The organism is Collinsella aerofaciens (assembly GCF_020709435.1).
Classification (GTDB): Bacteria; Actinomycetota; Coriobacteriia; order Coriobacteriales; family Coriobacteriaceae; genus Collinsella; species Collinsella aerofaciens_AU.
Genome location: NZ_JAJFDP010000004.1, coordinates 19,475 through 38,934 on the forward strand (window position 1 = coordinate 19,475; position 19,460 = coordinate 38,934).

A 19,460-nucleotide genomic window follows, 5' to 3' on the forward strand; every position below is an offset into this window, starting at 1 on the left:
ATGCAAGAAAGGATCCGCATGGCAAGCCTGTCGGATGAAATCTCGTCGCGCCGCACATTCGCGATCATCAGCCACCCGGACGCCGGTAAGACCACACTTACCGAGAAGCTGCTGCTCTATACCGGCAGCATCCAGACTGCCGGCTCGGTCAAGGGCAAGAGCTCGGCCAAGCATGCCGTCTCGGACTGGATGGACATCGAGAAGGAGCGCGGTATTTCCGTTACCTCCTCGGTGCTGCAGTTCACCTACAACGGCGCCTGCGTCAACATCCTCGATACCCCCGGCCACCAGGACTTCTCGGAGGATACCTACCGTACCCTTATGGCCGCCGATGCTGCGGTCATGGTCATCGACGGCGCTAAGGGCGTCGAGGCCCAGACCAAGAAGCTCTTTAAGGTCTGCACGCTGCGCCACATTCCCATCTTCACCTTTGTGAACAAGCTCGACCACGAGGCTCGCGATCCGTTTGAGCTCATGGAAGAGATCGAGAATGTTCTGGGCATCAATACGTATCCCATGAACTGGCCGATCGGCAGCGGCCGCAACTTCCGCGGCGTGTTCGACCGTCAGACTCGTCGCGTCATTGCCTTTGAGGGCGACGGCCACGCCAACGCCACCAAGAAGGTCGCCGAGGTCGAGGCCGAGCTGGGCGACCCTGCCATGGATGAGCTCATCGGCGAGGAGAACCATAAGAACCTGATGGACGACATCGAGCTGCTCGATGGCGCCGGCGACGAGCTCGACTTGGATGCCGTGGCCTGCGGCAAGCTGAGCCCGGCGTTCTTTGGCTCGGCGCTCACCAACTTTGGCGTGGAGCCCTTCCTCAAGGAGTTCCTGCGCCTGGCCCCGACGCCGCGTGCCTATACCGATACGCTCACCAGCGAGCCGGTCGATCCCTGCCGCGACGACTTTAGCGGCTTTGTGTTTAAGATCCAGGCCAACATGGACAAGAACCACCGTGATCGCATCGCCTTTGTGCGCATTTGCTCGGGCAAGTTCGAGCGCGGCATGGATGCCTTCCACGTGCAGGGCAACCGCAAACTCAAGCTTGCCACGGGCACGTCGATGATGGCCGACGATCGCGCCATCGTGGACGAGGCGTACGCAGGCGATATCGTGGGCCTGTTCGATCCGGGTATCTTTAGCATCGGCGACACTGTGTGCTCTGGCAAGCGCCACGTGCAGTATCCGCAGATCCCGACGTTTGCCCCCGAGATGTTCGCTCGCATTACGCAGGTCGACACGCTCAAGCGCAAGCAGTTCGTCAAGGGCATGGAGGAGCTTGCCCAGGAGGGTGCCATCCAGATCTTCCGCGAACTGGGTGCCGGCATGGAGAGCGTCATTGTGGGCGTGGTCGGCGTGCTGCAGTTTGAGGTGCTCGAGCGCCGCCTCAAGGCCGAGTACCGTGTTGAGGTTCGTCGCCAGCCACTGCCCTATACGGACATCCGCTGGATCCAAAACGACCCCGACACCATCGATATCCCGGGCCTTTCGCTCACGCGCGACACACTGCGCGTCGAGGACATGCGCGGCGGTAAGCTGCTGCTGTTCACGAGCCCGTGGAACGTGGATTGGGCAACTGACCACAACCCCGACCTTATCCTGTCGGAGTTTGGCAACGTGGCCTTTTAACGCATCGGCGCGGTGGCCCTGCGGGGCTGCCGCGCCGTTTGTTTGCCTTATGCCGCGCGAGCGGCTATCATACCCCCCGTCGTCTCAAGACCGGGGCGTCCGAGCAGTTCGGGTCCGATATCCTACTCGTTAAACCTAAAACCAAAGGAGTACATAATGATCAAGAAGGTCATGGAGGACTACAAGGTCCTGCTGCGGAGCATTCCCGCGGCAACGGTTTCGCTGTTTTTCGTGAGCGTTATCATGATGAACCTGCTGGCCAACAAAGAGCTTATCAGCCTGCCGTATCTGGCACTCGACTGCGGCTTTGTGGTGAGCTGGGTTTCGTTTTTGTGCCAGGACATGATCTGCAAGCGCTTTGGCGCCAAGGCATCCATCAAAATCTCTATCCTCGCGCTGCTGGTCAACCTGGCCGTGAGCCTGTGCTTTTGGGCATGCTCGCTCACGCCCGGTATGTGGGGCGCCTACTACGACACCGGCATGATCGAGGTCAACACCGCCCTTAACGCCACCATCGGCGGCACCTGGTACGTGGTGCTGGGCTCTTCGCTGGCAATGCTCGTTTCTGCCGTGGTTAACTCCACGCTCAACCAGTCGCTCGGCCGCATGCTCAAAAAGAATAACTTTGCGAGCTTCGCCTTCCGCTCCTATGTGTCCACGGGTGTTGGCCAGTTTATCGACAACTTGGTCTTTGCCATTGTGGTGAGCCACACGTTCTTTGGTTGGACCTGGGTGCAGGTCCTTATGTGCTCGCTGACCGGCGCTGTTGCCGAGCTGCTGTGCGAGGTTTTCCTGAGCCCCGTGGGCTACAAGGTCGTGCGCGGCTGGGAGCGCGAGAATGTGGGCTCCGAGTACCTCGAGCGCCACGCAACCGCCTAAGGAGCAAGTATGCGGGTTTTGATCACGGGTGCTTCGGGCGGCATTGGAGCCGCATGCGTGCAGCGCTTTTTGGACGAGGGCCACGAGGTCGTGGGCTTTGATTTGCTACCGGCGGCGATCAAACACGAGCGCTACCGCCATCTGATCGTTGATGTTCGCAAGCCGGACGCGTTTCCAGACGATCTTGAACCCCAGGTGATCGTGAACGTTGCCGGTACGCAGGATTCGGCTGACGACATCGCCGCCAACCTGTATGGCATCATCAACGTGACCGAGCGCTACGCCTTTGCGGGGGAGGGGCTTGCCGCCAAGCCGGCGCCGGCTATCAAATCCGTGGTCAATGTGGGGTCGGCGAGCGGGCATACGGGATCGGAGTTTCCTGCCTATGCTGCCAGCAAGGGCGGCGTTATCGCCTACACCAAGAACCTTGCAAACCGCCTGGCACCGCAGGCCATTGCCAACAGTGTGGACCCGGGCGGCGTTATCACGCCGCTCAACCGTTGCGTGATGGAAGACGAACACCTGTGGAACCAGATTATGGAGCTCACGCCGCTTAAGCGCTGGGCCACCGCCCAAGAGATCGCCGAGTGGATCTACTTTGTGGGCGTGACCAACCGGTTTATGACCGGACAGAGTCTGTTGATCGATGGCGGCGAGGCCGGTCGCACACAATTTATTTGGCCCGAATAGGAAACGCGCCCGATGGAAAGCCGTCGGGCGCGTTTTTGATGTATCGATTTTTAGCCGATGCAAGTCCAGTTGACGGGGGTCGAGCCGTGCTGTTCGAGTAGCCGATTGGCGGCAGAGAAGGGGCGCGACCCCATAAAAGCGGGGAGTTCTGCCGTGGCACGGTTGGCCGAAAGCGGCGAGGGGTGCGTAGAGGCCAGGCAGAACTTGCCGGTTGCCTTGCCCGCGCCGGTAGCGGCGAGCTTGCCTTCGACCATCTGCTGGGCAAAGCGGCCCCATGCCAAAAAGACTACCGGCTGGGGCAGCTGACAGCAGCGTTCGATAACGTAGTCGGTGAGCGTGCTCCAGCCCAGTTTGGCGTGCGAGTTGGCGGCATGCTCGCGCACGGTGAGCGTGGTGTTGAGGAGCAGGACGCCCTGCTGTGCCCATGGGGTTAGGTCTCCCGTGGCGGGAATGGGGCAACCCAGATCGGCTTTGAGTTCCTTGAAAATGTTGCGCAGGCTCGGCGGCAACTTGGTTTGCGTCGCGGGGACCGAGAACGACAGTCCCATTGCCTGGTTGGGTCCGTGATAGGGGTCTTGACCCAAGATGACAACCTTGACCTGGTCGGCCGGCGTGTAGGCGAGGGCATTGAGAATGTCGTCTTGTGCCGGGTAGATGGTCTGCTCGGCACGCAAAAGGGCGATGCGCTCGAGCAGCTGGTTCGTAGTGTCACGTACCGGCTGCGGCGCATCGCCCAACCAAGTTGCTATGTTGCGATCGCGAGTTGCGGTGTCCATGGGGCTCCTTTATGCCAGATGCTCTGTTGGCATCTATTGTAAAGGCGCACCGGTTGCCTTTATGCCGCGGCTGTATGAAGAGTGGGGTCTACGAAACGTGCTCGGGCGCTCCTGCCATGCGAGCCTGTCCATGTGCGCGGAGGCGCGGAAGCTCGACGGTTGCCGCCATGACGCCGGTGAGGATGAGGGCGGCGCCAAAGAAGGCGATGGGGCTCAGGACCTCGCCAACCAAGAAGAACGAGAAGACGGCAGAGCAGACCGGCTCGAGCGAGAAGGCGAAGCCGGTGGTCTCGGCGGGCACGTGGGGCTGCACGAGCGTCTGGGTGATAAAGCCATAGGCAGAGCAGATGAGTGCGAGCGCGACGACGACCACGATCTCGCTGGGCGTACTGGGAAGCATGAAGCCGCCAAAGGCGCATGCGGCAATGCCCGAGAACAGGCCGCCAAAGCCCAGCTGCCAAACGCCCAGAGCCAGCGGGTCGACATCTTCGACAAAGCGCTTGGCTACGATAATGTGGCTGGCATAGATAAAGGCGGAGAGCAGCATGATGAGCGCGCCCGGGTTCAGGCTGGTGAAGTCGGCGCCCGAGAGCAGCAGCATGCCGCAGGTGACGATAGCCGTGCCGACGAGCACCTTGCGCTCGGGGGCGCGACGCAGCAGGGCGGCGTTGGCAAACGGCACGATCACGACCGTCAGGCTCTGCAAAAAGCCGGCAGTGGAGGCAGAGGTGAGGCTGGAGCCCAGGCACATGCAGGTGAGCTCGGTTGCCATAATGGCGCCGATGATAGCGGCGCGAACCATAAGGTCGCGGTTGATACGGAAAGCGCGCTTGTGGAAGAGCAGCAGGCAGGCCACAAAGGCGATGATGCAGCGCAGCGCAACGATGCTCGTGGCGTTCATGCTGTCCATGCCGATCTTCATGAGGGGGTACGAAAAGCCCCATGCGACGGGAACGGAAAATGAGAGCGCGATTGCTTTTTTGCGATCCATGGGGCTCCTTTTGTTACAGAACGGTTTCGTAAAAAGGATTCTGCTCTCAGATGTGGATGTAGTAAAGCGAATGTATCTTCAGTATGATTAAGAAATGCTAATGTTGGCAGAAAAAGCCCTGGCAAAACGTTTTACGTCTGCATTGATGGGGAGGCACAATGGCATCGCGGTATCAGATTGTTTGTATGGTGGTCGATCGCGGCAGTCTTAAGGGCGCGGCCGATGAGCTGGGCTATACGCAAAGTGCGGTGAGCCAGGCCGTCAAGGCGCTCGAGCGCGAGTTAGGCACCACGCTTATCGAGCGCGGCAAGCAGGGCGTTTCGCTTACGCGCGACGGCAAGCAGTATCTGCCGTACCTGCGCCAGATCGTGACCGCCGAGGCCGAGCTCGAGGGCAAGCGCCAGGAGCTGCTGGGGCTTTCGTCGACCGATATTCGTATTGCGACGTTTACCAACGTGAGTCGAACCGTGTTGCCGCGTGTGATCCGCGACTTTGGGGCGCTGCACCCGGGCGTACGCTTTACCCTCAAGCAGGGTGATTACACGCGCAACGCCCAGTGGGTGCACGATGGCGTGGTTGATTTTTGTTTTACGGCACGCGGTTTTACCGCAGGGCTCGAGAAGCGCGTGGTCTATCACGACGAGTTGGTGGCGCTGTTGCCTGTCGGGCATCCGCTGATGGCAAAGGAAAAGGTGACGCTCGCCGATTTGGCGTCCGAGCCGTTTGTGCTGCTGGATGAGGGCGAGCAGAGCCTGGTGCTCGATGCATTTGCGGCGCATGGCCTGTCGCCGCACGTGACGAGTGAGGTCACCGACGACTACACCATCATGGCGATGGTGGAGGAGGGCCTAGGCGTGAGCATGCTCTACCGTCGTACTGTGGAGGGCATGCGAGCCGAAATTCGTGTGCGGCCCATCGTGCATGCTCCCTCGCGCGACGTGGTGGCCGCCTGGCGCAGCTGGGACACCATGCCTATCGCCACGAGGCGGTTTATCGACTATATGAGCTCGCATATTGTCAATTAATGACTGGCGTGACGTTGAGTGCGGTGTTTAGCGGGCTGTCGCTCTGGCTTGGGTGGCGCGATAGGTGCGTGCCGGGTGGCAAAGTAGCACCGCCACGACCATAAAGAACGCCGTGGTGCCCAGGCTGATGGGGTAGACCATCATAATGTTCACAAAGGTGCGGAAGTGCGGGAACACGCAGAACACCCAATAGAAGCGGATGCCGCAGACGCAGATCATGGTGATGAGGGCGGGCGTGAGTGAAATACCAAAGCCGCGCAGGTAGCCTGACATGTTTTCGTAGAACATGCTAAAGGCGTACGCCGGGAAGATCGAACACACGCGGATATAGCCGATCGAGACGATGTTGGGATCGCTGTTGAACAGCGATAGGATTTCGCGCCCGAGGCCGACAATAACGATAATCGTGGTGAGGGCAACGATACCGCCTTCGACCAGGCAGACCTTGAGCGTCTTGGTGCAGCGGTCGATCTGGCGGGCACCGTGGTTTTGTCCCACAAAGGTGGTGCAGGCCTGGCTAAAGCTGTTGAGCAGGTTGTAGCACACGTACTCCAGGCTCATGGCGGCGCTCGATGCCGCCATGACCTCGGTGCCCAGGCTGTTGATGGCAGACTGGATGATGATGTTGGCGACGGCAAAGACGGCGCTTTGGATGCCGGCGGGCAGGCCGATCTTGACGATGCGCTTGAGGGCGACGGGGTCGATAGCCAGGTCGCGTAGGGTGACGCGGACGACGGAGTCGGTCTTGAGCAGGCGGATAAAGAGTGTAGCGGCACTGACGGTGTAGGCGATGGCGGTGGCGATGGCGACGCCCGCGACGCCCCAGTGGAGTACGGGGACAAAGATGAGATCCAGGCCAATGTTGAGGACGGTGGACACGGCAAGCGCCTGCAGCGGCATGCGAGTGATGCCGACGGAGCGGAAGATCGCGGCCTCAAAGTTGTAGAGCAAGATCGAGGGCATGCTAAGCAAAAAGACGCGCAGGTAGAGCGAAGCGAGCGGCATGGTTTCGGCGGGAACGTTGAGCGCGGCGAGCATGGGCTCGGCAAAGATCTCGCCCAGTGCGATGACGACAAAGCCCACGAGCGCCATTAAAATCGAGGTATGGACGGCGCGTTTGACCATGTTTTGGTCGTTGCGGCCGATAGCGTTGGCGATGACCACGTTGGAGCCAAGCGACATGCCAATAAACAGGTTGAGCATAAGACTGGTAAGCGGAACATTGGAGCCGACCGCCGCCATGGCGAGGGTTCCCTGGTCGCCCGAGAAGTTGCCGATGATGACCGTGGCGATGAGGTTCGACAGCTGCTCCAAGATGCTCGTGGCGGCCACGGGGAAGGCGAACAGGGGAATATTTCGCCACAGCGAGCCGGTGGTCATGTCAATGTGCTTAGATACGGTATCAGCCATGCGCTCTCAATCTCTAACATGCTATATCGTGCTTATTTGCGCAGACGATGATACTCCTAATTGGCTAGTCGTTGGGGACGTTCTTAAACGACTAGTCATTCAAGAACGTCCCCAATGACTAGGTGGGGAAGGCGTGCGACAATGGTGTGCGTTGTGTTGTTCGCGCTAAGGAGTTGCCATGTTGTTGTGTCCCGTTTGCCATGAGCCGTTGGTGGACAATGAACGCGGTGCTGCATGCGCGAGCGGACACCGGTTTGACCGTGCGCGCGAGGGCTATCTATATCTGCTGCGCTCGTCCAAGAGCGGCGACTCCATGGGCGATCCCAAGTCGCAGGCACGCAGCCGTCGTGACTTTCTGAACCGCGGATACTACGCACCGTTGCGCGATGCGATGGTCGAGCTGGTGCGCAAGCAGGTGTCTGGGCGTGCTGCGTCTACGAGCGGCCCCATGACGCTGCTCGATATTTGCTGCGGCGAGGGCTATTACACGAGTGCCATGGGCGCGGTGCCGGGCGTGGGCGCTTACGGGTTCGACTTGGGCAAAGAGATGGTGCGCCTGGCCGCCAAGCGCGGCGATGCGACCTATTTCGTGGCCAACATGAAGGACATCCCCGTGGCGGACGGCGCCTTCGATATGGTGACCGAGCTCTTCGCTCCCTTTAACGAGCGTGAGTTTGCCCGCGTGCTGGCGCCAGAGGGCTCACTCTATACCGTGGTGCCGGGTGCCCGTCATTTGTTTGGGCTCAAGGAGGTGCTCTACGACACGCCATATCTTAATGACGAGAAGCTGCCGCAGACCACCGAGCTCGAGTTGGTCGGAACGCAGCGGGTGTCTGCGAATATTACGCTTCAGACCCAGGCGGACATCGAGGCGGTGTTCCAGATGACGCCGTACTACTACCGCACGCGCCCCGCCGACAAAGAGCGCCTGGCAAACCTCGATACCCTTCAGACTGACATCGACTTCATCATCGCCGAGTACCGCCACAGCTAACAACCTGCCAAAAAGGGACAGGTTTATTTTGGTAGGTTTTATCTGGGCAAACGTAAAGGGCCGACCGCGTTGCTACGCGATCGGCCCTTTTTATTGGCGTATATACCAGAGTCGCTGAGCGATTGACACGGATGCGGCTTAGCTCAAACGGTCCATGCCCTCTTTCTTGACGCGGTTGGCGAGTACAAAGTAGATAATGCTGACAATCAAGCCGGTAAAATCGGGGATGCTTGAGCCAGTCCCACCCAAGAGGGGCAGGGAGAGGAGCAGACTGATGACCGAACATGCTAGGCAGACGATGGACCAGATCCAGACAACGCCAGCCTTGGCGGGATTATTTGCCGCGCGGATACCAAAGACAGCGGTCACAATTTCGACGACGCCCAATACGATGACGACGACGCAAGAGACGATCATGGCACCCGTGATATCGCCTGCCGCGCTGCCCGCAAAGAGCGCTGTAGCACCCATGCCTGCACTTAGAATGCCGACGACAAAGAAGAAGAACGATAGGATTTTGAGTAATTTGCAGGCGTTGCTCATGGCTGGTCCTTTCGATACGAGCACGCCAACTTGGCGCACCCAATGTACTGCACATATGGTGAAGCACATTGTAGTTCAACGCAGCGATGCATGCGCCTGAAAGCGCTTTGAGCCCGCGCGACCCAACCCAACCTTTCAAAAAGGAAAGCTGGACGTAAGCCAAATCGATGGCAGCGTATGCGCGGCGCTGCGATGATGGGTCCATGGTAAGAGCTGGTCTCAAGGAGGAGCCATGATGTACGGAGCAGGGCAAGTGCATGAGCCGCGGTCGTTGGGAAGGCGCATGGGTGATTCTGTGATCGCTGCCGTGTGCACGGGATTGATGGCGGTGCTTTGCATTGGGATGCTGTGGGCCATGTCGCATGTGGGACAATAGCGGACGGTTGGGTGCCGACATAAACGGCGCTCGCGTATTCGTTTTGCTTGTTAAGGAGTACCCATGGGCGTCGTCGATCCCTTTTCTGTTGCTCGGTCCGCGGGGCTTGAGCTAATCGGGAAGTCCGAGGGCCTCACGCTCACCGACGGCACGATGGAGCTGCGTGCCGATTTCACCCGCATGCATCCGCGGCTCAAGCAGGGCCGTCTGCGGCAAGAGCTGCTGGTAAAGGCTGCGCGCGCAAAAGGCGTCGAGTGCCCATGGGCGATTGATGCCACGGCAGGCTTTGGCGAGGATTCGCTGCTGTTGGCGGCCGCGGGCTTTACCGTCGATCTGTATGAGCAGGATTGCGTGATCGCGGCACTCCTCAAGGATGCTTTGGATCGCGCGGCAGATGATCCGGCGCTTGCGACAGCCGTGGCGCGCATGCGCTTACATGCGGGCGAGGACAGTATTACCGGCCTTCGCCATACAGCTGAGCTGATCGGGCAGGGCGAGCTCGCGGCTCCCGACGTGGTGTATCTGGACCCCATGTTTCCCGAGCGCACCAAGAGCGCGGCGGTTAAAAAGAAGTTCCAACTTTTGCATCATCTGGAACAGCCGTGCGCCGATGAGGAGACGCTGGTCGAAGCTGCGCTTGCGGTGCATCCGCGCAAGGTGGTTATCAAGCGACCGGTGAAGGGGCCGCTGCTTGCCGGCGTTAAGCCGAGCTATCAACTTGCGGGCAAGGCAGTTCGTTACGATGTTTTAGTGCCGCCGCGCCCGTAACTTGCGTGCGATTACCGGCGCTTCGCTAGCGCCGTGCCGATGCGGTGCCTATTTCCAAGGGTGCGATGTCAGGTGCCAGCCGCCGCAGTATTCGCATTTGTAGCAGGCCAAACCACGCCGCCCGCGGTTTTCGCAGTCGGCCATAACTGCCTCGGCCTCGGCGCGCGTGTCGTAACGGTTTTTGCGCTCGCACGACTTGTAGCGCCAAGCCTCATCGCGCTCGGCGTCCAAGGCGTCGCGACGCTCGTCCTCGCGCGCAAACAGGTCGCTCATATCGCCGCCGGTGGCAGCGCCCAAAAACTCGCTTTTGGCCTTTGACCAGGCGGCTCGCTTTTTGCTTCCCATCTGCTTCGCGCCCTTCTCAAAACGTTGGTATCATTGCTCAGTCAAAGTGATACCAATAAACGTGAGGTCGCCGCGTGATGATCAGAAAAACCCTCGATACCGACATTCCCGCTGTCATGGCTATCTATGACGCGGCCCGCGCCTTTATGCGCGCGCATGGCAACGCCACGCAGTGGCCCGAGGGCACGCCTTCTGCCGAGCAGCTGGCTGCCGATATCGCCGCCGGTGACAGCTATGTGTGCGAAGTCGACGGTCGCGTGGTGGCGACGTTTGCCTTTTTACCGGGCCCGGACGAGTGCTATGACGTAATTGAGGACGGTCAATGGCGTAGCGACACTCCGTACGCCGTGCTGCACCGTGTGGCATCCGACGGCACCGTGCACGGTATCGCGGCTGCGATGTTCGCCTTTGCCAAAGAGCGTGCCGATCACCTGCGCATCGACACGCATCAGGACAACCTGCCCATGCAGGGAGCCATCGCCAAGGCCGGGTTTAAGCGCGCCGGTATCGTATATGTGTCGGACGGTACGCCGCGCGTCGCGTTCGATTGGCTGCGCGAGGCGTAAAAGCCGGGCCTCACGGCAACAATTCACTCGAACGACAAATGGCCCCAAACGGGGCCAAATTTAGTTAATTGCGGCGCCTGGGGTGCTTGCCGTGTGGTTGATAGTGCTGTGTCTACGCGACTATTCCCTGGGCAGCTCACTTCCGCAGTGACAACACTTGGTCGCGCCTTCGTGCACCTCTTCCAGACAATACGGGCAGACGGGCGCCGGTGCGGCTTCCTCGGTGGTGGCACCGGCGAGCCTGTCGCCAATCTCCTGTGCCTTGTTGAAGGCCTTGACGATGGCAAAGACGATCGCCGCCACAATCAAAAAGTTGATGCATGCACCGATAAAGGCGCCAAAGTCGATATTGGTGCCCGGCACCACCAACCCCGAGATCTCGGTGGCGCTACCGCCGGCAATCACGGAGATAAGCGGGTTGATGATGTTGTCGGTAAGCGAGGTCACGATGGCAGTGAATGCGCCGCCGATAATCACGCCGACGGCCATGTCTATCACGTTGCCGCGATTAATGAATTCCTTGAACTCGTTGAGCAATGCCTTCATGGTGGCTCCTCGCTGTTGTGAGGCTCGCGTTGTTACTGTCCCAGATGAACCAGGGCAGACAAAAAGGGGAGGTGCCGGCTTTCGCAAGGCGCGAACCTACGAAAATCGCCGCGCGGCAACGCAGGGCGATGAGCTCGGTCGGGGGATAGGGCCCGCTTCGCCCGCCGGCCCGTAAATTGTATCATCCAGTGTGGAACGAGGGTGCCCGTTGCCGCGTGCGATGGGCTTGCAATAAGAGGAGAGCCATGTCGAAGCAAGCGGTCGTTGGAATCTTGGCACATGTCGATGCCGGCAAGACCACGCTGGCCGAGGCCATGTTGTTCAACGCGGGCCGCATTCGCAAGCGCGGACGCGCGGACAATGGCGATTCGCACCTGGACACTGACGCGATTGAGCGCGAGCGCGGTATCACGATCTTCTCGTCGCAGGCCGTGCTCGATCACGGCGATACCCATGTCATGCTCGTGGATGCGCCGGGGCATGTCGATTTTTCAGCCGAGGCGGAGCGCACGCTGCGCGCACTCGACTACGCGATTTTGGTTGTGGGTGCCAACGATGGCGTGCAGGGACACACCGAAACCCTGTGGCGCCTGCTTGCGCGCTATGACATTCCGACGTTCATCTATATCAACAAAATCGATTTGGAGAATCCCGGCCGCGATGTTTTGCTGGCACAGCTTGGGCAGCGTCTTTCCGAGGGCTGCCTGGATGCTAACGAACTGCTGGCGGGCGGCGCCGTTCAGGAGGACGCTGCTGCGTTGGACGAGGCGGCGCTCGAGGAGTTTTTTGAAGCGGGCGAGCTTTCTGTCGCAACGCTGTCGCGCATGGTTGCCGAGCGCAAGCTCTTTCCCTGCTTTGCCGGCTCGGCGCTCAGGGACCAGGGCGTGGACGAACTGCTGGATGGCATATGTGCGCTGATGCGCGAACAGGCGTGGCTCCCGGAGTTTGCCGCGCGCGTCTATCGTGTCAGCCGCGGGGATCGCGGCGAGCGTTTGGCTTGGGTTAAAGTGACCGGCGGCACGCTGCACGCAAAACAGATGATTGGCGGACGTTCCGGTGCCGAGGCATGGGAGCAAAAGATCGATCAGGTGCGCATCTATAACGGCGAGAAATACGAGCTTGCACAGAAAGTTGCCGCTGGCGGCATCTGCGCCGTGACGGGTCTTGCACACGTTCGCCCAGGGGACGCCCTGGGCGCGGAGCCCGCGGGCGATGCGCCCGTCATTGCGCCTGTCCTCACCTATACGGTGCTTCCGGGCGAACACGATGTCCATGCGGTGTTCAAAGCACTGACTGAGTTGGCGGACGAAGATCCCATGCTCGGCGTAAGCTGGAATACGCATCTCGAGCAGATTCACCTGCAGCTGATGGGCGCCGTGCAACTCGAGGTCGTGCAGCGGGTGTTGGCCGATCGCTTCGGTCTTTCGATTGATTTTGAGTCTGGCGGCATTCTCTATAAGGAGACTATTTCGCAGCCGGTCGAGGGCGTGGGCCACTTTGAGCCACTGCGCCACTATGCCGAGGTACATCTGCGCCTGGAGCCATTGCCGGCGGGTTCGGGCGTGCAGTTTGGCACCGTTACCTCGACCGACGAGCTCGATCTTAACTGGCAGCGTCTGGCGCTCACCAACGCCATGGAGCGCGATCACCTGGGCGTGCTGACCGGCTCTCCCATCACCGATGTGCGCATTACGCTCACGGGCGGCCGTGCGCATGCCAAACACACCGAGGGCGGCGATTTTCGCCAGGCTACGTACCGCGCGATTCGCCAGGGTTTGATGCAGGCGCGTGAGGCCGGCGCGGCGGTGCTGTTGGAGCCGTGGTACCGCTTTGAGCTCGAGGTGCCGGGGGAGTGCGTGGGCCGGGCGCTCTCGGATGCCACACGCATGGGTGCCGAGTACGAGCCGCCGACGATGGCGGGAGACCGGGCGAAGATTGTGGGTCGCGTGCCGGCATCCGAGGTACAGGATTATGCGCTGGAGGTGGCCGCCTACACGAGCGGTCGCGGGCATCTGTACCTGGAGTTCGCCGGCTATGCGCCTTGTCATGATGCCGAGCGCGTGATCGAGGCAGCCGCCTACGAGCCCGAGGCCGATCTGCCCAACACGCCCGACTCGGTCTTTTGCTCTCACGGCGCCGGTTACACGGTCAAATGGTACGACGTGCCCGCCGCGGCGCACGTTAAGATCGATCCCGCCACCTTCCGCCCCTGGCGAGCAGCAGACGCCGAGTTTTTCGGCCACATGTGACAAAGGGACAGCTCCTTTGTCACATGCTATTGGTATAACTCGGTATAAGTTGGTATAACTATTACCAGGGTTTGCCAATCCGAGGAGGCCGACATGAATCCAAATCCCTTTAAGCCAACGGCAGGCAAGCGGCCTCCGATACTCATTGGTCGCGAACCGGTCATCGAAGATTTTCAGGAAGGGCTCGATAATGGCGCCGGAGCGCCGGGCAGGCTCATGCTCATTACGGGGAACCGCGGCTGCGGCAAGACAGTTCTCCTGCGGGAGCTGCAACGTCTAGCCAATGAGCGCGGATGGGCGGTTGTCTCCGATTCCGCTTCGCTTGGCTTATGCGACCGCTTGGCCGATGCGCTTCGCTCGAATAAACCCGTTGTGACGTCAATGGAGTTTGCTCCGTCGTTTGGCCGGATGTCGGTCGAGGCGGCGCGAGCAAAGGGCGAGACGTTGCGCGGGCTGGTCAACGAGCGCCTCAAGAGGCTCGGTCCAGGCCAGGGCATACTGTTTGCGATTGACGAGGCTCAATCTGCGTCTATCGAGGAACTGGCGGCTCTTGCCGTTCTCTATCAGCAGGTGCTCGGAGATCAAGATGCCACGGGCCTGCCCGATAGCGACCAGCGCGGTCTTGCGCTGGTGTTCGCTGGATTGCCCAGTATGGTTGATGACTTGCTCGAAGAGCCGAGCGTGACGTTTTTGCGCCGTGCCCAGCAGCGTACGCTGGGGGCGATTTCTTTGCCCAAGGTGCGCGATTCATATATCCAGACGGTCAAAGACGCTGGTCTTTACGTTGACGCGGAGACGGCGGACCTTGCGGCACGCAAGAGCATGGGGCATCCCTATATGGTTCAGCTGGTGGGCTATTACATGTGGCGCTCTGCTGTCCGACGCAACTCGCAGGTCATTGAAAGGTGCGATGTCGAGGATGGCCATGCGGATGCCGTCTCCGAGTTCTACGAAGCGGTCGATGCGCCCCTGTATTATGGATTGCGCAGCCCGCAACGCCTCTTTATCGAGGCCATGGCGGTTGACGAGGGTAAACCGACGCGTATGGCGGATATCATTGAGCGCTGCGACCGTACTCAGAGTTGGGCGAGCAAATATCGCGCAAGCCTGATTCGCGAGCGCGTCATCGAGGCTGCCGGATACGGTCTCGTCCGGTTTACCGTGCCCATGCTGGGCGAGTACATTCGCGATCGAGTTTTATGGCATGAGTAGGGTGATAAAGGTGACGGAACAGAAGATGAGCCCGCAGGCTATCGAGGTGCGTGGCGCGCGTGTCCATAACCTTAAGGACATCGATATTGATATCCCGCTGGGAAAGCTCGTGGGTATTGCCGGCGTGTCGGGTTCGGGCAAGAGTTCGCTGGCACTGGGGGTTCTTTATGCCGAGGGCTCGCGTCGCTACTTGGAAGCACTTAGCACCTATACTCGACGTCGCCTGACGCAGGCCGAACACGCCCAGGTGGACAAGGTGCTGCACGTGCCGGCGGCGCTCGCGCTGCACCAGCGTCCGAGCGTGCCGGGCGTGCGCTCCACCTTTGGCACCATGACCGAGCTCAACAACAGCCTGCGTCTGCTCTTTAGCCGTTGCGCCCATCACGTGTGCCCGCATTGCGGGGCGCGTGTGGAGCCAAGCCTCAACGTAGCGGCTGGCCTGTCGCTCACGTGTCCGACGTGCGGCCGCGAGTTCTACGCTCCGAGCGCCGAGGACCTTGCCTTTAACAGTGGCGGTGCATGCCCCACCTGTGGCGGCACCGGTGTCATGCGCGAGGTGGACGAGGCGAGCCTGGTGCCCGACGAGTCAAAGACTATCAACGAGGGTGCGGTCCTTCCCTGGGGCACGCTCATGTGGGATCTGATGAAGCAGGTGGCAGGCGAGATGGGCGTGCGTACCGACGTGCCGTTTAACCAGCTCACGCCTCAAGAGCGCGACATCGTGTTTCATGGTCCGGCGGTTAAAAAGCACATTCTCTACGTTCCCAAAAACGGCGAGGGCGCCACGCCGCTCGACTTTACCTATTACAACGCCGTCTATACCGTTGAGAATGCGCTCGCCAAGGTTAAGGACGATAAGGGCCTCAAACGCGTTGCACGCTTTTTGCGCGAGGGGCCATGCCGCGACTGTGGCGGCACGCGTCTCTCCGAGGCTGCGCGCCAGCCCCAGGTGCGCGGTATCAATTTGGCGCAGGCGGCGGCCATGACGCTGGGCGAGGCGATTGAGTGGGTGCGCGGGGTGCCTGCATCCTTGCCGCCCGAGATGCGGCCCATGGCAACGGATATCTGCGATTCATTTTTGGGTGCGGCCCGCCGCCTGGTCGATTTGGGTCTCGATTATCTTTCGCTCGATCGCGCCGGTGCCACGCTCTCCACGGGCGAACGCCAGCGCGTGCAACTCGCCCGCGTGGTGCGCAACCGATCGACGGGCGTGCTCTATGTGCTGGACGAGCCCTCGATTGGCTTGCATCCTGCCAATGTCGACGGCCTGGTAGGCGTGATGCGCGATCTGGTAGGTGACGGCAACACCGTGGTTGTTGTCGACCACGATACGCGCGTACTGACGGAAGCCGACTATCTGGTCGAGATGGGCCCCGTTGCCGGAGCAGGCGGCGGCAGTGTAATCGCCGCTGGTACGGTAGACGAGGTCGAGCAATCGCAGGGCAGCCGCATCGCACCGTTTTTGCGCGCAGACCCCAAGCGCTTGCGTCCACAGGTGGCTGACGACGAAATGTTCGACCAGGGCCACATCCGCATGGCAACCGATACCATCCATACCGTCAAGCCGCTCGAAGTCGATATTCCGCGCGGCCGCTTGGTCGCGGTGACGGGCGTTTCGGGTTCGGGCAAGACGACGTTGGTGCTCGAGACACTCATTCCGGCACTCAAGGCGCAGGCAGCTGGCGAGCGCCTGCCAAGCCATGTGCGCTGGGTCGACGCCGAGAGCATCGCACGCGCCAACCTGATTGACGCCACGCCCATCGGTGCCAACGTGCGCTCGACGGTAGCGACCTATGCCGACATCCATGATGAGCTGCGCCGCGCCTTCGCCCGTACGCCCGAGGCCAAGGCAGCCGGCTACAAGGCGGGTGCCTTTAGCTACAACACTGGTGCCTTGCGCTGCCCTACGTGCGATGGCACGGGCTCGATATCGCTCGACGTGCAGTTTTTGCCCGATGTCGAGATCGTCTGCCCGGCATGTCGCGGTTCGCGTTATGCGGACGCGGCTTCGCGTATCCATCGCGAGGGCAAGGACGGGAGCCTGCTTACGTTGCCGCAGCTCATGGACATGAGTGTGGACGAGGCCATCGACGCCACGGTGGGGCTCAAGAAGGTTCAGGCGCGCTTGCAGACCTTACATGACCTGGGCTTGGGCTATCTCACACTTGGCGAGCCCACACCGGCGCTCTCGGGCGGCGAGGCGCAGCGTCTTAAGCTCGCGAGCGAGATGGGCCGCGTGCAGGATGATGCCGTATTCGTATTTGATGAGCCCACGATTGGCCTGCATCCGCTCGATGTTCAGGTGCTGTTGAACGTGTTTGACGGTCTCGTTGCCAAGGGCGCCACGGTTATCGTGATCGAACACGATCTCGACCTTATCCGTAACGCCGATTACGTGATCGACATGGGCCCGGGCGGTGGCGACGCGGGCGGGCAAATCGTCTGCGCCGGCACGCCGAGCGACATCGCGGCCTGTTCCAAGAGCATTACCGGTCGCTACCTATAGACAATGAGGCAAAGGGACAGCCCCTTTGCCTCATTGATGCCTATTTCACGCATTGAGCGGCGAGATAGTCGCGGAAGAATGGCAATTCAAAAGCGACGATTCCGCGCCCGCGTTCTCCAATGATGCCGGCATCTATCATGCGGCGTCGGTAGCGGGAGACCTGCTGCGGCGAACGCTTAAGGCGCTCGACAAGGTCAGCGGTGGTGGACTCTTCTTCGTCATCGAGCATGGCGATGAGGAATCGCTTGTCCTCTGCAGTGAGTTCCCGATAGGTTGCCGCGAGGATTCGGTCGTCCATCTCGTCGCGCGCGATTTTGATTCCCAGGTCAAAGTCGCGTGACGAGATTTCCTTCGAATCGCTTGTGAGATCCCAGGCACGGTAGCCTACGAGTTGCAATAGGAAGGGAAAACCAGAGATCGAGCGAACGGCTCTATCGATTCCCTCAGCATCTGCCAGGCGATCGTTTTCCTGGATTGTGCGAATCAAGGCCTCGCGTACGTCATAGTCGGCAATGCGACCCAGATGATATTGTTGGGCGCGGCGAAGGAACGAGACCGTCTTGTGGTTCAGCAGCGTCGATACGTTGTTGGGAAGTCCCGCCATGAGTAGGGCGACGCGTTTCCCATCGGTCACAAAGTGCTGATACGTCGCTGCGAGCTGAATCATCTCGTCGAGTGTCGGGTCCACCTCGTCAACCGTGACGAGCAGACCGGTGCCCGCCTCGTTGAGCTGGTCAATGATGTCGCTCATGCGATAACGCCAGGTTGAGGCATCGTGAACGCGATCGACCTCGATGCTGCCGAGCGGTGCAATTCCGAGACCGGTGACTTCGAAGCGGTTGGACGAGTCGATGAGATGGGCTGCGGCGCGTTTCGCCCCGAACTCGATTTCCTCAAGCATTCCCGGGAGCGCGGTCGTCTTTACGGCTATCCAGCCGTGGGATTCCGCCCTAGTCGCGAGCGACGACATGAGAGCGGTTTTACCGGTTCCACGCGCGCCTGAGAAGATCGAGGTCAATTCTGGGCGCCTGCGCTGGCTCAAGAAGGCACGGTCCAAATCCCGAATAATCTGTTGTCTGCCAGCGAGATGGGCAGGAACCTCGCCAAAGCTAGGGGTAAACGGGTTTTCGAGGTATTCCACGTAGCTCTCCTTTCACAGCGCCGTTTAACTTCATTTTACTTTAGTTAATTCTGATTAAAAATGATGGTTCGTTATTTCGAGCATCAATCAGGCGCGTGCGCCATCGGCGTGGCGCTTGAATGTGACAAAGGGACTGTCCCTTTGTCACATTCCCGGAAAGCCTGTTTGGCGCAGGGCTTCGTAGAGGACGATGGCGGCGCTGTTGGAAAGGTTGAGTGCGCTGATGCGGTAGTCGTCCGGGTTGACGAAGTTGCCGCAGATATCCTGTTGAAGGATGGCCTCGTGGCTGTCCTCGGTATGCCCGAGCGACTCCTCGTGGGCTTCCCAAGCCTCGGCGTTATCGAGTGAGTCGCAATCGCGCAGCATCGGGATGCGCTCGCAGCGCTCGGGCGCCGCGGCGAGCAGCTCCTCGGGAATGCCCGAGCTCTCGCTGCCAAAGACCAAGTAGTCGCCATCGCGGTAGGTGCTTTGCGCATAGGTGCGGCGTGCCTTTTTGGTTAGCAGATGCAGGCGCTCGTCGGCAGGGGAGAGGTCGTTGCGCGCAAGGAAATCCTCCCAGCCGGCATAGGACGTCACGTCCAAGTTTTGCCAGTAGCCCAGGCCGGCGCGACGTACCGTCTTGTCGTCGAGCGAAAACCCCAGCGGCTCCACCAGATGCAAATGGGCGCCGGTGACCACGCAGGTACGGCCGATATTGCCCGTATTGGCCGGAATCTCGGGCGCATACAGCACAATGTTGAACATGAATCTCCTTGGCTCAGAACGAAAAACCACCACGAAGGGCACCTTCGTGGTGGTTTGGCGGCTACGT

The 19,460-nt window shown here is 60.4% G+C and carries 18 protein-coding genes; 10 read left to right on the forward strand and 8 right to left on the reverse strand.

The genetic code is table 11. The annotated features are described in order from the left end of the window. Positions 1-18 precede the first annotated feature (18 nt). From LK493_RS03940 to LK493_RS03950, 3 genes are all read left to right on the forward strand, one after another. On the forward strand, positions 19-1,632 hold the full coding sequence (locus LK493_RS03940) for a peptide chain release factor 3 (RefSeq protein WP_055252215.1): 1,614 nt from the start codon (positions 19-21) through the stop codon (positions 1,630-1,632). 156 nt (positions 1,633-1,788) lie between these two features. Continuing rightward, positions 1,789-2,511, forward strand: a complete 723-nt coding sequence (locus LK493_RS03945) for a VUT family protein (protein ID WP_022093974.1) — start codon at positions 1,789-1,791, stop codon at positions 2,509-2,511. Between the two features lie 9 nt (positions 2,512-2,520). After that, a complete protein-coding gene (locus tag LK493_RS03950; protein ID WP_227790197.1) occupies positions 2,521-3,201 on the forward strand; it encodes an SDR family NAD(P)-dependent oxidoreductase in 681 nt (226 codons plus the stop codon). Between the two features lie 50 nt (positions 3,202-3,251). Here LK493_RS03950 and LK493_RS03955 read toward each other — a convergent pair whose 3' ends face one another. Both LK493_RS03955 and LK493_RS03960 read right to left on the reverse strand, forming a co-directional pair. Beyond that, the gene (locus LK493_RS03955; protein WP_227790198.1) at positions 3,252-3,977 is read right to left on the reverse strand and encodes a uracil-DNA glycosylase; all 726 of its coding nucleotides are present in this window, start codon (positions 3,975-3,977) and stop codon (positions 3,252-3,254) included. A gap of 88 nt (positions 3,978-4,065) precedes the next feature. Further along, positions 4,066-4,968 (reverse strand): DMT family transporter, encoded by a 903-nt coding sequence (locus LK493_RS03960; protein WP_227790199.1) that lies wholly within the window; start codon positions 4,966-4,968, stop codon positions 4,066-4,068. Positions 4,969-5,126: 158 nt separating this feature from the next. Between LK493_RS03960 and LK493_RS03965 the strand changes: the two genes are divergently transcribed. Further along, positions 5,127-5,993 (forward strand): LysR family transcriptional regulator, encoded by an 867-nt coding sequence (locus LK493_RS03965; RefSeq protein ID WP_227790200.1) that lies wholly within the window; start codon positions 5,127-5,129, stop codon positions 5,991-5,993. 27 nt (positions 5,994-6,020) lie between these two features. On the opposite strand, the gene LK493_RS03970 is transcribed toward LK493_RS03965, so the two are convergent. Beyond that, entirely contained in the window at positions 6,021-7,403 is a 1,383-nt protein-coding gene (locus LK493_RS03970; RefSeq protein WP_227790201.1) for an MATE family efflux transporter, read from the reverse strand. A gap of 178 nt (positions 7,404-7,581) precedes the next feature. On the opposite strand from LK493_RS03970, the gene LK493_RS03975 reads away from it, so the two are divergent. After that, positions 7,582-8,397 carry a putative RNA methyltransferase gene (locus LK493_RS03975; RefSeq protein WP_196025953.1) on the forward strand — a complete coding sequence of 272 codons (816 nt, stop codon included), beginning with the start codon at positions 7,582-7,584 and terminating at the stop codon, positions 8,395-8,397. A gap of 138 nt (positions 8,398-8,535) precedes the next feature. On the opposite strand, the gene LK493_RS03980 is transcribed toward LK493_RS03975, so the two are convergent. Continuing rightward, a complete protein-coding gene (locus tag LK493_RS03980; RefSeq protein WP_227790202.1) occupies positions 8,536-8,940 on the reverse strand; it encodes a hypothetical protein in 405 nt (134 codons plus the stop codon). 439 nt (positions 8,941-9,379) lie between these two features. On the opposite strand from LK493_RS03980, the gene LK493_RS03985 reads away from it, so the two are divergent. Continuing rightward, positions 9,380-10,084, forward strand: a complete 705-nt coding sequence (locus tag LK493_RS03985; protein ID WP_227790203.1) for a class I SAM-dependent methyltransferase — start codon at positions 9,380-9,382, stop codon at positions 10,082-10,084. A 48-nt stretch (positions 10,085-10,132) separates the two neighbouring features. Here LK493_RS03985 and LK493_RS03990 read toward each other — a convergent pair whose 3' ends face one another. Then, positions 10,133-10,429, reverse strand: coding sequence for a hypothetical protein (locus LK493_RS03990; protein ID WP_055310006.1), 297 nt, complete (start codon positions 10,427-10,429; stop codon positions 10,133-10,135). 77 nt (positions 10,430-10,506) lie between these two features. On the opposite strand from LK493_RS03990, the gene LK493_RS03995 reads away from it, so the two are divergent. Then, positions 10,507-10,995 carry a GNAT family N-acetyltransferase gene (locus LK493_RS03995; protein ID WP_227790204.1) on the forward strand — a complete coding sequence of 163 codons (489 nt, stop codon included), beginning with the start codon at positions 10,507-10,509 and terminating at the stop codon, positions 10,993-10,995. 120 nt (positions 10,996-11,115) lie between these two features. Here LK493_RS03995 and mscL read toward each other — a convergent pair whose 3' ends face one another. Next, positions 11,116-11,541, reverse strand: a complete 426-nt coding sequence (gene mscL, locus LK493_RS04000) for a large conductance mechanosensitive channel protein MscL (protein ID WP_227790205.1) — start codon at positions 11,539-11,541, stop codon at positions 11,116-11,118. A gap of 245 nt (positions 11,542-11,786) precedes the next feature. Between mscL and LK493_RS04005 the strand changes: the two genes are divergently transcribed. The 3 genes from LK493_RS04005 to LK493_RS04015 all read left to right on the forward strand — a co-directional run bounded on the left by LK493_RS04005 (position 11,787) and on the right by LK493_RS04015 (position 17,508). Further along, on the forward strand, positions 11,787-13,790 hold the full coding sequence (locus tag LK493_RS04005) for a GTP-binding protein (protein ID WP_227790206.1): 2,004 nt from the start codon (positions 11,787-11,789) through the stop codon (positions 13,788-13,790). Between the two features lie 93 nt (positions 13,791-13,883). Beyond that, positions 13,884-15,002, forward strand: coding sequence for an AAA family ATPase (locus tag LK493_RS04010; protein WP_227790207.1), 1,119 nt, complete (start codon positions 13,884-13,886; stop codon positions 15,000-15,002). Continuing rightward, positions 14,995-17,508: an excinuclease ABC subunit UvrA gene (locus LK493_RS04015; protein WP_408583392.1), complete on the forward strand. Its 2,514-nt coding sequence runs from the start codon at positions 14,995-14,997 to the stop codon at positions 17,506-17,508. The genes LK493_RS04010 and LK493_RS04015 overlap by 8 nt, the downstream gene beginning before the upstream one ends. A gap of 40 nt (positions 17,509-17,548) precedes the next feature. On the opposite strand, the gene LK493_RS04020 is transcribed toward LK493_RS04015, so the two are convergent. After that, entirely contained in the window at positions 17,549-18,649 is a 1,101-nt protein-coding gene (locus LK493_RS04020; RefSeq protein ID WP_227790209.1) for an AAA family ATPase, read from the reverse strand. A 144-nt stretch (positions 18,650-18,793) separates the two neighbouring features. Next, positions 18,794-19,393, reverse strand: coding sequence for a tRNA (cytidine(34)-2'-O)-methyltransferase (locus LK493_RS04025; RefSeq protein WP_227790210.1), 600 nt, complete (start codon positions 19,391-19,393; stop codon positions 18,794-18,796). Positions 19,394-19,460: the final 67 nt, after the last annotated feature.

Coding starts and splice junctions, on each gene's coding strand:
- LK493_RS03950 (WP_227790197.1), top strand. CDS start 2,521: ATGCGGGTTTTGATCACGGGTGCTTCGGGCGGCATTGGAGCCGCATGC.
- mscL (WP_227790205.1), bottom strand. CDS start 11,541: ATGAAGGCATTGCTCAACGAGTTCAAGGAATTCATTAATCGCGGCAAC.
- LK493_RS03985 (WP_227790203.1), top strand. CDS start 9,380: ATGGGCGTCGTCGATCCCTTTTCTGTTGCTCGGTCCGCGGGGCTTGAG.
- LK493_RS03960 (WP_227790199.1), bottom strand. CDS start 4,968: ATGGATCGCAAAAAAGCAATCGCGCTCTCATTTTCCGTTCCCGTCGCA.
- LK493_RS03975 (WP_196025953.1), top strand. CDS start 7,582: ATGTTGTTGTGTCCCGTTTGCCATGAGCCGTTGGTGGACAATGAACGC.
- LK493_RS03955 (WP_227790198.1), bottom strand. CDS start 3,977: ATGGACACCGCAACTCGCGATCGCAACATAGCAACTTGGTTGGGCGAT.
- LK493_RS03995 (WP_227790204.1), top strand. CDS start 10,507: ATGATCAGAAAAACCCTCGATACCGACATTCCCGCTGTCATGGCTATC.
- LK493_RS03965 (WP_227790200.1), top strand. CDS start 5,127: ATGGCATCGCGGTATCAGATTGTTTGTATGGTGGTCGATCGCGGCAGT.
- LK493_RS04015 (WP_408583392.1), top strand. CDS start 14,995: ATGAGTAGGGTGATAAAGGTGACGGAACAGAAGATGAGCCCGCAGGCT.
- LK493_RS04010 (WP_227790207.1), top strand. CDS start 13,884: ATGAATCCAAATCCCTTTAAGCCAACGGCAGGCAAGCGGCCTCCGATA.
- LK493_RS03940 (WP_055252215.1), top strand. CDS start 19: ATGGCAAGCCTGTCGGATGAAATCTCGTCGCGCCGCACATTCGCGATC.
- LK493_RS03980 (WP_227790202.1), bottom strand. CDS start 8,940: ATGAGCAACGCCTGCAAATTACTCAAAATCCTATCGTTCTTCTTCTTT.
- LK493_RS04005 (WP_227790206.1), top strand. CDS start 11,787: ATGTCGAAGCAAGCGGTCGTTGGAATCTTGGCACATGTCGATGCCGGC.
- LK493_RS03945 (WP_022093974.1), top strand. CDS start 1,789: ATGATCAAGAAGGTCATGGAGGACTACAAGGTCCTGCTGCGGAGCATT.
- LK493_RS03990 (WP_055310006.1), bottom strand. CDS start 10,429: ATGGGAAGCAAAAAGCGAGCCGCCTGGTCAAAGGCCAAAAGCGAGTTT.
- LK493_RS04025 (WP_227790210.1), bottom strand. CDS start 19,393: ATGTTCAACATTGTGCTGTATGCGCCCGAGATTCCGGCCAATACGGGC.
- LK493_RS03970 (WP_227790201.1), bottom strand. CDS start 7,403: ATGGCTGATACCGTATCTAAGCACATTGACATGACCACCGGCTCGCTG.